This is a genomic window from Rhizobium sp. BK251 (assembly GCF_004345245.1).
GTDB lineage: Bacteria > Pseudomonadota > Alphaproteobacteria > Rhizobiales > Rhizobiaceae > Rhizobium.
In genome coordinates, this window is record NZ_SLUQ01000002.1 from 399514 (window position 1) to 413147 (window position 13634).

General features: G+C 61.6%; 9 protein-coding genes. 7 read left to right on the forward strand and 2 right to left on the reverse strand.

Annotated elements, in window-relative coordinates; translation table 11 throughout:
- Nucleotides 1-116: 116 nt before the first annotated feature.
- Nucleotides 117-1322 (reverse strand): glutamine-hydrolyzing carbamoyl-phosphate synthase small subunit, encoded by a 1206-nt coding sequence (carA, locus tag EV286_RS05830; RefSeq protein ID WP_132956072.1) that lies wholly within the window; start codon nucleotides 1320-1322, stop codon nucleotides 117-119.
- A 274-nt stretch (nucleotides 1323-1596) separates the two neighbouring features.
- On the opposite strand from carA, the gene EV286_RS05835 reads away from it, so the two are divergent.
- Nucleotides 1597-2049, forward strand: a complete 453-nt coding sequence (locus tag EV286_RS05835) for a GatB/YqeY domain-containing protein (RefSeq protein ID WP_132956073.1) — start codon at nucleotides 1597-1599, stop codon at nucleotides 2047-2049.
- A gap of 3 nt (nucleotides 2050-2052) precedes the next feature.
- Here EV286_RS05835 and EV286_RS05840 read toward each other — a convergent pair whose 3' ends face one another.
- Entirely contained in the window at nucleotides 2053-2943 is an 891-nt protein-coding gene (locus tag EV286_RS05840; protein WP_132956074.1) for a hypothetical protein, read from the reverse strand.
- 571 nt (nucleotides 2944-3514) lie between these two features.
- Between EV286_RS05840 and dnaG the strand changes: the two genes are divergently transcribed.
- The 6 genes from dnaG (at nucleotide 3515) to EV286_RS05875 (ending at nucleotide 13556) form a co-directional block, all read left to right on the forward strand.
- Nucleotides 3515-5500, forward strand: coding sequence for a DNA primase (gene dnaG / locus EV286_RS05850; protein WP_132956075.1), 1986 nt, complete (start codon nucleotides 3515-3517; stop codon nucleotides 5498-5500).
- Nucleotides 5500-7374, forward strand: a complete 1875-nt coding sequence (recQ, locus tag EV286_RS05855) for a DNA helicase RecQ (protein WP_132956076.1) — start codon at nucleotides 5500-5502, stop codon at nucleotides 7372-7374. Before dnaG ends, recQ begins: the two co-directional genes overlap by 1 nt.
- Nucleotides 7375-7627: 253 nt before the next feature.
- Entirely contained in the window at nucleotides 7628-8815 is a 1188-nt protein-coding gene (locus tag EV286_RS05860) for a glycine C-acetyltransferase (protein ID WP_132956077.1), read from the forward strand.
- A gap of 21 nt (nucleotides 8816-8836) precedes the next feature.
- Nucleotides 8837-9874, forward strand: coding sequence for an L-threonine 3-dehydrogenase (gene tdh, locus EV286_RS05865; RefSeq protein WP_132956078.1), 1038 nt, complete (start codon nucleotides 8837-8839; stop codon nucleotides 9872-9874).
- 418 nt (nucleotides 9875-10292) lie between these two features.
- Nucleotides 10293-12347: an RNA polymerase sigma factor RpoD gene (gene rpoD, locus EV286_RS05870; RefSeq protein WP_132956079.1), complete on the forward strand. Its 2055-nt coding sequence runs from the start codon at nucleotides 10293-10295 to the stop codon at nucleotides 12345-12347.
- A 162-nt stretch (nucleotides 12348-12509) separates the two neighbouring features.
- Entirely contained in the window at nucleotides 12510-13556 is a 1047-nt protein-coding gene (locus EV286_RS05875; protein ID WP_245500616.1) for a DUF930 domain-containing protein, read from the forward strand.
- The last annotated feature ends 78 nt before the right edge of the window (nucleotides 13557-13634 follow it).

The following is a 13634-nucleotide window of genomic DNA, read 5'->3' on the forward strand; positions in this document are numbered from 1 at the left end:
GGCGATCGACCCGCGGGGAAGGCTAACGTCAGGGGTTTAAAGCACTGTTAAGGCGATGCTGATGTGCGCCTGCGGCCATCGGGCGCCGGTCAAGGCCGGTTGCGATGGCCGAAAGATCACCGTTCCGCGATGGCAGGCTCGCCCTTCTTTTCGCGCACGAGGTTGATGAAGCGGCGGAACAGATAGTGGCTGTCCTGCGGGCCGGGCGAAGCCTCCGGGTGATGCTGTACCGAGAAGACGGGACGGCCGGCGACGCGCAGGCCGCAGTTGCTGCCGTCGAACAGCGAAACGTGAGTCTCCTCAACGCCTTCCGGCAGGGAGTTCGTGTCGACTGCGAAACCGTGGTTCATCGAGACGATCTCCACCTTGCCGGTGGTGTAGTCCTTGACGGGATGGTTCGCGCCATGGTGTCCCTGGTGCATCTTGGCGGTCTTGGCGCCGAGTGCGAGGCCCAGCATCTGGTGGCCGAGGCAGATGCCGAAAACCGGGATGTCCGTCTTGATCAGTTCCTTGATGACGGGAACCGCATATTCGCCGGTCGCAGCGGGATCGCCCGGACCGTTGGAGAGGAAGATGCCGTCCGGCTTCAGGCCGAGCACGTCGTCGGCGCTTGCGGTCGCGGGAAGCACGGTAACCTTGCAGTCGAGACCGGAGAAGAGGCGAAGGATATTGCGCTTCACGCCGTAGTCCATGCAGACGATATGGAACTTGGCGGCGTTCGGGTCGAGTTCGCCATAGCCCTCGTTCCAGATCCAGGGCGTCTGCGTCCACTGCGAGGACTGGCCTGATGTGGCAGCCTTGGCGAGGTCGAGGCCCACTAGGCCACTCCATGCCTTGGCTTCGGCCCTCAACGTTTCGAGATCGAAAACACTGCTGGGGTCATGGGCGATGACGGCGTTCGGCATGCCGTTCTGGCGGATCCAGGCGGTGAGCGCGCGCGTGTCGATGCCGCACATGCCGATGATGCCGCGTGCCTTCAGCCACGCGTCGAGATGACGGACGGCTCGGTAGCTTGAGGGATCGGTGATATCGGCCTTGAAGATCACGCCGACGGCGCCGTGGCGGGCGGCGGGCGTCAGATCCTCGATGTCTTCGTCATTGGTGCCGACATTGCCGATGTGCGGAAAGGTGAAGGTGACGATCTGGTCGAGATAGGAAGGATCAGTCAGGATCTCTTCATAGCCGGTCAGCGCCGTGTTGAAGCAGACTTCGGCCTGGACCTTGCCGGTCGCGCCGATGCCCTTGCCCTCGATGACGGTACCATCCGCCAGAACGAGCAAGGCAGTCGGTTTCTCGGTGGTCCATGGAAGTGTAGCTGTCATTTTCATCCCGTTTCCGGCGCTTGCCGTGGCCGTTCAATGACCCGGCGCCTTCGCCATTTTGCGCCGCGGAAAAGCGCGCGACGCAAATGTCGCGGCTTGCGGCCCTGAAATCTAGTTTTCGTGCAGGCGCCGACCAATAGCCAAACGCCGCCTGCGGGTCAATCATTCCGCCGCATATATAGGTGGAATTTGCGACACGTGCGGTTCACTATTTCGGATTGATTGTTTACCGCCGCCCGGTCTAAGACACGCTGCAATCGAAGGAGTAAGACAAATGATCCGCGAAACCCTCGCCAACGCCCAGAAGGACGCGATGAAGGCCAAGGAAGCCGCGCGGCTATCGACCGTCAGGCTCATTCTTGCCGCCATCAAGGATCGGGACATTGCAAATCGCGGCGCCGGCAAGGAGGCCGCCAGCGACGACGATATCCTCCAGATCCTCTCCAAGATGGTCAAGCAGCGCGAGGAATCGGCGAAGATCTACGACGAGGGCGGACGGCCCGAACTCTCTGCAAAGGAGAGGGAGGAGATTACCGTCATCCAGGGCTTCATGCCGGCGCAGCTCTCAGACGACAAGATCCGCGAAATTTGCGCTGCCGTCATTGCCGAAATCGGCGCCCAGGGCATCAAGGACATGGGCAAGTGCATGGCGGTGCTGAAAGAGCGCTACGCCGGTCAGATGGATTTCGCCAAGGCATCGGGCGTGCTGAAGACTCTCCTCGGCTGAGCTTCAGCATGCCTGCATCTGCGCGGCCGCTTCTATCGCTTCCCGCTCCGTGAAGACTGCTTCCACCGCCGCATCTATGATTGCGAGCTTCTCAGCCTGGTAGTGCAGGTATTCGGCGATGAAGCCGCGCGAAATCCACATGCTGCTTCTGCCTGGAGCCTCTGTCCAGCCGAGGCTCCCGAGCTTCGAGGCATGGCTCACCAGCCGTTTCAGATGCGTGTTCGAGATCAGGAACTGCTGGTGTATCTCGCGCAGCGAGATGCGCCCGATCAGGACCTTGTCGGCTGCCGGGTCTAGGCTGTCGATCTGTGAGATCAGATAGTCCATCACGACGCCGCCGGAATTGGCGGAGTTGAATATGTCGAAGGTTTCGCCGGGGTTCCTGATAGATGCACTGTTGAGGATCCGGAGCGCAATCCGTGGCTGGATGTGCTCGAAGGCGGCCGGATCGGCCGAAAGCCTATCGCTTCGGTCCTTTCCATCGAGATGGTCGAGTACTTGGAGATGTAGGTGAAGCCAGCGCCATATGTGGTCCTTCGCCATGCTGGTGGGTTCCACCAGGCGCGTGCGACGATTGGCGAGATCAGGGACGAGGCGCAGGAACCGGTAGGTCAGCATCTCCCTCATGAAGGCCGCGGCGGTGTTGCGGCTTGCGATCCGGTGCTCGACTACGAAGTCAACGAAACGCTCGGAATAGAGAGCCGCCTGGAGGCCGTCCGGATGCCCGTGATAGAGCGCGATGCCGGCCTGGGCCATCAGCCAACGCTGCCGCGCGGCAAAAACGGACGCCATGCGGGGATTCTCGCTATAAATCTCGATGAGTTCAGTTGCGCAGCGAATGACGGCTGTCGGGAAGATGCTGTTTGAAACAAGGTCTTCGGCGCTGAGCGGCATGAATGCTTCCGGAGATTAGACCAAATCAATCGCCGTCAGCTAATATGCTGTCAATAAAATTCTATCAAAAGATGCTGAAATATTCGTGATGAGACGGCCCAATAATTGCGCCGGGCCCGACAGATAAGAAGGCAGGAGCTGGGGGCGCTCCTGCCTTCTTGCACTTTGCCGTCACCTGATGACGCAGGGCCGAGCCCAAATCAGGCTCCTTGATGCAAAGGCACCCTTGCGAGGCGGCGCCGGGGGTAGGGATGGTGCCTCGCTCGGGGATCATCATCGCAGTCAGAATATGGCCGCGGACAGGCCGGTTCAAATTACAAAAATATAATTTTTGGTAGCAGGGATTCGCCGTAAATACGCCACCATCCAATTGAATTGGACACGGTTTAATTGCCGGCACTGCGACGAGGAGTCGCGGCCATTTTCGACATCGTGGCGCTGCCTCGCCCTTGCCTGCGACGACGCTGCGGCTTCCAGTCCAATACGAGACCCTGTGAATAGCGGGCGCGACGCATAAGTGTCGTGGCAATGGCCCGCCATCCTGCTTATATGGGACGAGCCAGAGGTTTCCATGCGATTTTCCAATACGTTTCTCGACGAGATCCGCGACCGCGTTCCGATATCCGATGTGATCGGCCGTCGCGTGACGTGGGATCGACGCAAGACCAATGTCTCGCGCGGCGACTACTGGGCATGCTGCCCGTTTCACGGCGAGAAATCCCCGAGCTTCCACTGCGAGGACCGGAAGGGACGCTATCATTGCTTCGGCTGCGGGGTCACCGGAGACCACTTCCGTTTCCTGACTGATCTCGAGGGCCTGAACTTTCCCGAAGCAGTGCAGCAGATCGCTGACATGGCGGGCGTCGCGATGCCTGTCGCCGATCCGCAGATGGAAAGGCGCGAGAAGGAGCGAGGCTCGCTCATCGACGTCATGGAGATGGCGACGAAGTTCTTCCAGGACCAATTGCAGACGGCGAACGGTGCACGGGCAAGGGCCTATCTGCGCGATCGCGGCCTGACCGGCCGGACGATCGAAACCTTCCGGCTGGGCTATGCGCCGGAGAGCCGCAATGCGCTCAAGGAGTTCCTGGCCGGCAAGGGCGTCACCAAGGAACAGATCGAGGCCTGCGGCTTGGTAGTGCACGAGAACGTGCCCGTCTCCTATGACCGGTTCCGCGATCGCATCATGTTTCCGATCCTGTCGTCCCGGGAAAAGGTGATTGCCTTCGGGGGCCGGGCCATGTCGCCCGATGCGCCGGCAAAATACCTCAATTCCAACGAGACCGAGCTCTTTCACAAAGGGCGCGTGCTCTACAATTTCGCTAGGGCGCGCCGTGCCATCCAGGGTGCCGACGGCGCCGGCACCATCATCGCCGTGGAAGGCTATATGGACGTGATCGCCTTGAACCAGGCGGGCGTGGAAAACGCGGTCGCGCCGCTTGGTACGGCGCTCACCGAGGATCAGCTGGAACTGCTCTGGAAGATGACGCCGCAGCCGGTGCTCTGCTTCGATGGAGACGGCGCCGGCATCCGCGCGGCCAACCGCGGCGCCGACCTGGCCTTGCCGCATCTGAAGCCCGGCCGGTCGGTGCGCTTCGCGTTGTTGCCGGACGGCAAGGATCCTGATGACCTCGTTCGCCACGAGGGCCGTGCGCCGTTCGACAAGGTGCTTGCACAGGCCAAGCCACTTTCGGAGATGCTCTGGGATCGGGAAATCAACACGGGCAAGTTCGACACGCCGGAAGCCCGCGCCGAGCTGGAAGCGCGGCTGAAACAAATGGTCGGCGTCATCGCGGACGAGAATGTGCGTCGTCACTACCAGCAGGATATTCGAGACCGCCTGAACGCTTTCTTCCAGCCGCAGTTTGCAAGCCGCAATGCCCAGGGTGGTGGCTTCGAGCGCAACGGTGGGCGATCATTCGGCTCCCGCAGCGAAGGCCAGGGCGCCCGTAAATCGTCTCGCCCGCCTGCCGCGTCCGACCGGCTGGTGCGTTCCGGCATGATCAAGGGTCACCAGGAGATGCCGCCGCTGCGCGAGAGCGTACTGGCGCTTACCGTCGTCAACCATCCACAGCTGCTGCAGGACGATTATGACGAGATTGCCGCGATCGACTACGAGAGCCGCGAGCTGCAGCGACTCTGGTCGGCAATGCTCGGCACGGCGGCGGCGACCGCCGCTCCGCATCTGACGGGCGCGCACCTTCTCGAGCGGCTCGAGCAGCAAGGCTTTGCGGCCCTCCTCAAAGGGCTCGACCAGCAGATCCGCAATGCGCGCCTTTGGACTGCGACCGAGGAGGCGGCCATGGAGGATGCCCGCGAAGGATACCGCCAGGCGCTTGCGCTGCACAAACGCACCAAGGCGCTGCGCTGGCAGAAGGTGGAACTTGAGCGCGAGATTGCCGAAGTTACGGAGGAGGGCGACAGCGAGCGTGTGGAGCAACTGATGCTCGCCTTGCAGCAGGTGCACCTCGAAGGCCTGCGTCTCGAAAACCAGGAAGCGATTATCGATGGTTTCGGCATCATGTCCGGCCGGATCAAGGGAGCGGCGAAGAGCTGATGTCGCTGACGGAGCGCGATGGCGCAAGGTTTTCGGCCGCGGAGACGCTTTTCGGCCAGCGGCAATCGAGCCTGGAGCCGCTCGATGTGCTCAAGAACGTCTACGGCTTTCCCGCTTTTCGAGGCAAGCAACAACAGGTGGTGGAGCATGTCGTCGCTGGTGGCGATGCCGTCGTGCTTTTTCCGACCGGCGCCGGAAAGTCCCTCTGCTTCCAGGTTCCCGCGCTCTGCCGTGAAGGCGTCGGCATCGTTGTCTCGCCGCTCATCGCGCTGATGCGCGACCAGGTGGAAGCCTTGAAGCAACTCGGCATCCGGGCGGCCGCTCTCAACTCGTCATTGACGCGCGAGGAGTTCGTCAATGTGCGCCGTGCACTGGCCGGAGGCGAACTGGATCTCCTTTATGTAACGCCCGAACGGATCGCCACGGACGGCTTTCGCGAAACGATCGGCAATGCGAGGATTGCCCTCTTTGCCATAGACGAGGCCCATTGCGTGTCGCAGTGGGGCCACGACTTCCGCCCGGAGTACCGCGAGCTCGGCAGGCTGGCCGAGCTCTATCCGGACGTGCCGCGCATTGCCCTGACGGCAACGGCCGATCCCCACACGCGCGAAGACATCATCGAGCGGCTGGCGCTCGGTCGGGGCAGGGTTTTCACCACCAGCTTCGACCGGCCGAACATCGCCTACGAGATCGTCGAGCGTGACCAGCCGCGCCAGCAGCTCTTGCGCTTTCTCTCGGGTCACAAGGGCAACAGCGGCATCGTCTACTGCCTGTCGCGCGCGAAGGTCGAGGACACGGCGGAATGGCTGAACGGGCAGGGGATCCGCGCGCTCGCCTACCACGCCGGCATGGACCGGGCCGTGCGCGACGCCAACCAGGATGCCTTCCTGAAGGAGGACGAATTGTGCCTCGTGGCGACCGTCGCTTTCGGCATGGGCATCGACAAGCCGAACGTCCGCTATGTCGCCCATCTCGACCTGCCGGGTTCCGTCGAAGCCTACTATCAGGAGACCGGCCGCGCCGGGCGCGATGGCCTGCCGTCTGAGGTCTGGATGGCCTACGGCATGGCCGACGTCATCCAGCGGCGGCGGATGATCGACGAGGGTAACTCGCCGGAAGACATAAAGCGTATCGAGCGCACCAAGCTCAACGCGCTGCTTGCCATCTGCGAAACCGCGTCATGCCGACGCCAGGCGATTCTCGCGCATTTCGGCGAAGCGCATGGCGGCGGTTGCGGCAACTGCGATACCTGCCAGAAGCCGGTGGAAACCTGGGACGGCACGGACGCTGCGATCAAGGCGCTTGCCGCCATCTATCGCACGGGAGAGCGCTTCGGCACCGGCCACGTCATCGATGTGCTCGTCGGTAACGCCAACGAGAAAACGGAGCGCTTCGGCCATACGACGATGCCCGTCTTCGGTGCCGGCAAGGATATTCCCGCCCGCACCTGGCAGTCCGTCTGCCGCCAGCTCCTCGCCATGGGGCTTATTCGCGTCGATCATGATGCCTTCGGTGCCTTGAAGCTGGAACCGGAGGCGCGTGCGGTCTTCAAGCATGAGCGGCAGGTTTTCTTCCGCAAGGACCCGACGCGCTCGGAGCGGCGGACGAAGAAGACCGAGCGTTCGGAGCGACGGTCGGGCCTTTCCGGCGCCGACGGCACGCTGTTCGAAGCGCTTCGTGCCGAACGCACAGCGATTGCAAGATCCCTCGGCGTGCCGCCCTATGTCGTCTTCCCTGATACGACGCTGATCGCCTTTGCAAGCGAGCGGCCACGCAGCCGCAAGGAACTGCTCGGCATATCCGGCGTCGGCCAGGCGAAACTGGAGCGCTACGGAGACGCGTTTCTCGATATCATCCTGGCCCACGACGACTAGGCCGCAGCACCTCATGGGAATGAAGCGCGCCTGAGCCTCGAGTAGAACGACGTCGACACGATACCTACATAGATCTCATGCCTTCGTTTGAGCCCGATTGGACGCAGTGCCGGGGTTGAGGTGGTTGCGGCCGAGCCGCCGGCCCGCTGTCTTTCTGATTGCGACGCAAGGCTGGCCCCAAGCGGGCAAGACAAGCCAATGGCGATGTGATAACTCGACGAGCCAACGGGAAAGAACAAGAGAAGGGCCGCCAATGACCTCGCCATTTCTGTCGCACATGCGCACGGAACTCGCCGCTCTCAAGGAGGCCGGCCTTTACAAGTCCGAGCGCGTCATCACCTCGAAGCAGGCCGGCGAGATCGCCATCGCCTCCGGCGAACGGGTTCTCAATTTCTGTGCCAACAACTATCTCGGCCTCGCCGACAACGAAGAGCTCGCCGAAGCCGGCAAGAAGGCGCTCGACCGCTACGGTTACGGCATGGCATCCGTCCGCTTCATCTGCGGCACGCAGGAGGAGCACAAGCAGCTCGAGGCCCGCATTTCCTCCTTCCTCGGCATGGAAGACACGATCCTCTATTCCTCCTGCTTCGATGCAAATGGCGGTCTCTTCGAGACGCTGCTCGGCGAGGAGGACGCAATCATCTCCGACGCGCTGAACCACGCGTCGATCATCGACGGCGTGCGGCTGTCGAAGGCGAAGCGCTTCCGCTACGCCAACAACGACATGGCGGCGCTGGAAGAAGAGCTGAAGAAGGCCGAAGGCAGCCGTTTCAAGTTGATCGCCACCGACGGCGTGTTCTCGATGGATGGCATCATCGCCAATCTCCAGGGCGTCTGCGATCTCGCCGAGAAATACGGCGCGATGGTCATGGTGGACGACAGCCATGCGGTCGGCTTCGTCGGCAAGCATGGTCGCGGCTCGGCCGAGTATTGCGGCGTTGAGGGCCGCGTCGACATCATTACGGGCACGCTCGGCAAGGCGCTCGGCGGTGCCTCCGGCGGGTACACATCGGCAAAGGCCGAGGTTGTCGAATGGCTGCGCCAGCGTTCGCGTCCCTACCTCTTCTCGAACACCCTGGCCCCAGTCATCGCGTCCGCTTCGCTGAAGGTCTTCGACCTCATCGAAAACGGCGACGCGCTACGCGAGCGGCTTTCCGCCAATGCGAGCCTCTTCCGCACCGAAATGACGAAGCTCGGCTTCACGCTGGCCGGCGAGGGGCACCCGATCATTCCGGTCATGCTCGGCGATGCGAAGTTGGCGCAGGACATGGCGGCGCTCATGCTCAAGAAGGGCGTCTATGTCATCGGCTTCTCTTTCCCCGTTGTACCGAAGGGGCAGGCGCGCATCCGCACGCAGATGTCGGCTGCGCATTCCCGGGCAGATGTGGAGCGGACGATTGCCGCCTTTGCGGAAGCCGGCCGTGAACTTGGCGTAATTTGAAAGGCTTGAAGGAATAATATCATGTCCAACATGATGAAGGCGCTCGTCAAATCGAAGCCGGAGGTCGGTCTCTGGATGGAGAATGTGCCCGTCCCCGAGGTTGGCCCGAACGACGTGCTCATCCGGGTAAAGAAGTCGGCGATCTGCGGAACGGACGTTCATATCTGGAACTGGGACCAATGGGCGCAGAAGACCATCCCCGTGCCGATGGTCGTCGGCCATGAATTCTGCGGCGAGATTGCCGAGATCGGTTCAGCGGTCACCAAATACAAGGTCGGCGAACGCGTCTCCGGCGAGGGGCACATCGTCTGCGGCAAATGCCGCAACTGTCGCGCCGGCCGCGGTCATCTGTGCCGCAATACACTCGGCGTCGGCGTCAACCGGCCGGGCTCCTTCGGCGAGTTCCTCTGCATTCCGGAATCGAACGTCGTGCCGATCCCGGACGACATCCCGGATGAGATCGCCGCGATCTTCGACCCCTTCGGCAACGCCGTGCATACCGCGCTCTCCTTCGATCTCGTCGGTGAGGACGTGCTCGTCACCGGCGCCGGCCCGATCGGCATCATGGGCGCCCTGGTCGCAAAGCGCTCCGGCGCCCGCAAGGTCGTCATCACCGACATCAATCCGAAGCGGCTGGAGCTCGCTCGCGAACTCGGCATCGACTACGTCGTCGATGCCTCGAAGGAAAATCTCGCCGATGTCATGAAGGCGATCGGCATGACCGAGGGCTTCGACGTCGGGCTGGAGATGTCAGGCGCGGCGCCTGCCTTCCGCGACATGATCGACAAGATGAACAATGGTGGCAAGATCGCCATCCTCGGCATCGCGCCGGCCGGCTTTGAGATCGACTGGAACAAGGTCATCTTCAAGATGCTCAATCTCAAGGGCATCTACGGCCGCGAGATGTTCGAGACCTGGTACAAGATGATCGCCTTCGTGCAGGGCGGGCTCGATCTTGCGCCGGTCATCACCCATCGCATCAAGATCGACGAGTTCCGCGACGGTTTCGAGGCGATGCGCTCCGGCAATTCCGGCAAGGTAGTGATGGATTGGATGTAACCCCAATTCGCGCCACAATTGAACAAAGATCGGCCGTATCACCCGGCCGCCCTTGTCAATCGAAAGCCCGCTCCTAAATTAGGAGGGCAATTGTTCCCCGGTGAAGGCCTGTGGAAAAGGCCTTTTCCGGGATTTCTCGGCTTTTTTTGCTGGAAAAGCTTGACGGGAAGAAAAATTGTGGGAATCACCGTTTGAATCGAAACGGTGAACTGGGTCAAGGCGGATCACTTAAAACCATGGCCGGAATTTCAAATGCGATCCAGCGCTGCTGTCGAATGCCGGCGATCGTGGTTAATAAGGCATTAGAGGTCATTCCGTTAGGTAGGTTCAGGTGATTTGCGGCAGGCGCACAGGCGCCCGGCCTAGACGGTCCGTTCACCTCAGCAAATTCCAAGCGTCAGGGAAAGCGACGATATAGATGGCAACCAAGGTCAAAGAAAACGAAGAAGCAGAAGTCGAACGCGACGGCGCAGCCGATGGTCCGCTTCTCGACCTTTCGGATGACGCGGTCAAGAAGATGATCAAGGCCGCCAAGAAGCGCGGCTATGTGACCATGGACGAGCTCAACGCCGTCCTGCCGTCGGAAGAGGTGACTTCCGAGCAGATCGAAGACACGATGGCGATGCTTTCCGACATGGGCATCAACGTCGTGGAAGACGAAGAAGCTGAAGAAGCCGGCATGGCTGGCGGCGATGACGACGACGCCGGCGGCGACGAGGAGGGCGAGGGCGGCGAGCTTGCGCCGTCGAGCGGTACCGCACTTGCGACCGCCAAGAAGAAAGAGCCGACCGACCGCACCGACGACCCCGTGCGCATGTACCTGCGCGAGATGGGCTCGGTCGAGCTGCTCTCCCGCGAAGGCGAAATCGCCATTGCCAAGCGCATCGAGGCCGGCCGCGAGACGATGATCGCGGGTCTCTGTGAGAGCCCGCTGACCTTCCAGGCACTGATCATCTGGCGCGACGAGCTCAACGAAGGCACGACGCTGCTGCGCGAGATCATCGACCTCGAAACGACCTACTCCGGCCCCGAGGCCAAGGCCGCCCCCCAGTTCCAGAGCCCCGAGAAGATCGAGGCCGACCGCAAGGCTGCCGAGGAGAAGGAAAAGACGCGCCGGGCACGCACCGGCGACGATGACATCACCGATGTCGGCGGCGAAGGCCTGCCTCCGGAAGAGGAGGAAGAGGACGAGGACGAATCCAACCTGTCGCTGGCGGCCATGGAAGCCGAACTGCGGCCGCAGGTCATGGAAACGCTCGACCTGATCGCCGAGACCTACAAGAAGCTGCGCAAGCTGCAGGACCAGCAGGTCGAGCAGCGCCTGTCGGCTTCCGGCACGCTGTCGTCCGCCCAGGAGCGCCGCTACAAGGAGCTCAAGGACGAACTCATCAAGGCGGTCAAGTCGCTGTCGCTCAACCAGAACCGCATCGATGCACTCGTCGAGCAGCTCTATGACATCAACAAGCGCCTCGTGCAGAACGAAGGCCGCCTGCTGCGCCTTGCCGAATCCTATGGCGTCAAGCGCGATTCGTTCCTCGAGCAGTACCAGGGCGCCGAGCTCGATCCGAACTGGATGAAGTCGATCGGCAACCTTGCCGCCCGCGGCTGGAAGGAATTCGCCAAGAACGAGAACACGACGATCCGCGACATTCGCCAGGAGATCCAGAATCTCGCAACGGAAACCGGCATCTCGATCTCTGAATTCCGCCGTATCGTGCACATGGTGCAGAAGGGCGAGCGCGAAGCGCGCATCGCCAAGAAGGAAATGGTCGAAGCGAACCTTCGTCTCGTCATCTCCATCGCCAAGAAGTACACGAACCGCGGCCTGCAGTTCCTCGACCTGATCCAGGAAGGCAACATCGGCCTGATGAAGGCGGTCGACAAGTTCGAATACCGCCGCGGCTACAAGTTCTCGACCTATGCCACATGGTGGATCAGGCAGGCGATCACCCGTTCGATCGCCGACCAGGCCCGTACGATCCGTATTCCGGTGCACATGATCGAGACGATCAACAAGATCGTCCGTACCTCGCGCCAGATGCTGCACGAGATCGGCCGCGAGCCGACGCCGGAAGAACTGGCCGAAAAGCTGGCCATGCCGCTCGAAAAGGTCCGCAAGGTCCTGAAGATTGCCAAGGAGCCGATCTCGCTCGAAACCCCTGTTGGTGACGAAGAAGATTCGCATCTCGGTGATTTCATCGAGGACAAGAACGCGCTGCTGCCGATCGACGCCGCCATCCAGGCGAACCTGCGCGAGACGACAACCCGCGTTCTGGCCTCGCTGACGCCGCGCGAAGAACGCGTGCTGCGCATGCGCTTCGGCATCGGCATGAACACGGACCATACGCTCGAGGAAGTCGGCCAGCAGTTCTCGGTCACCCGCGAGCGTATTCGTCAGATCGAGGCGAAGGCGCTCAGGAAGCTGAAGCATCCGAGCCGTTCCAGAAAGCTCAGGAGCTTCCTGGACAGCTGACGCGTCGAGACGCCATTGAAGTTGAAGCCCGGTCAGCCACGCTGGCCGGGTTTTTTCTTGCCGGCGCCAGTGCATTCGGTTGGCTGTGCATTTTTCATCTTTGTGACTTGATGGCAGGCTTTTAAAAGGCCACATCGGTAGATGGTCGGAGAGCATCGTTCCGTGAACTGGAAAAAGATTGCCGAGATGCGGGAAGGGATCAACTGGGGCCTCGTCGCCTCGGTCGCGCTGCATCTCGCCTTTTTCGCGGCCTTCTTCCTCGAATTGCCGGACCTGCCGAAGGCGGAGAAGGAAGAGACCGTCAACGTCCAGCTCGTGCCGCCGCCGGAGGAAAAGAAGCCCGAGCCGCCGAAACCGGAAGAAAAGAAGCCGGAAGAGCAGGCGAAGAAGGAAGGGCCCGCGCCACCGCCGCCGCCTCCACCGGCGGAGAAGAAGGAAGAGCAGGCGAAGAAGGAGCCGCCTCCACCGCCGTCGATCCCGGCGCTGCGGCGAGTCTTCCAGTTCGGCGAAAAAGACACCGGCCCTGAGAAGGCCGATGGCGGCAACTCGTCGCAGGGTGAGGCAAGGCCCGCCACGAGCGCGCCAAAGCCCCACGCAGCGCCGGAGCCACCAGCGCCTCCGCCGCCTATAGGAACGGCGGGGACGGTGAAGGAGCCACCGGCGAACCCGGTGCCGCAGGATGTCAAGGTGCCGGAAGTCGAAACGGCCGGTGCCGCTCTGGGAAAAGATGGATTGGCGGCGCAAACGGCGAATGACGCCAAGACGACCTTTGAGCTGGCAGAGCCGCCCAAGCAAACGAAGCCAGATTCTAAGGAAGCATCAGTATCTGCAAAGCCTATGGAACCGGGCGAACTGACCGAAGCAAAGACGCTTTTTTCGAGGGCTGTAACCGATGATCCCGTCGCAATGACCGCTATGGGCAATTTGCCGCGAAGTGTCCGCTTTGACGAGCTTTGCGGTAGTGAATTGCAAGAGCAGCTCAGGCATGCGTCTCCGGCCTACGATCCCGTGAGAATGCCCGCTTATCGACTGCAAAGTGGAACCGTCCTCCAGGTGAACAGCGGAGCGTTTCTCGACAGACTGGGCTGGTACGACCTGAGTTTTAGATGTGAAGTCGATTCTGATGCGATGAAGGTTTTATCTTTCGCATTTAAGGTCCGAGGCCCCCTTCCCAAGAGTAAATGGAGGAGTCGCGGAATCTTCGAGTAGCTAAACCTGGGCCCGCTGCTACCGGCGTATCGTTGAGTGATGCTTTTGATGTTCCGGATCCGGTCCTGGTCATACGGC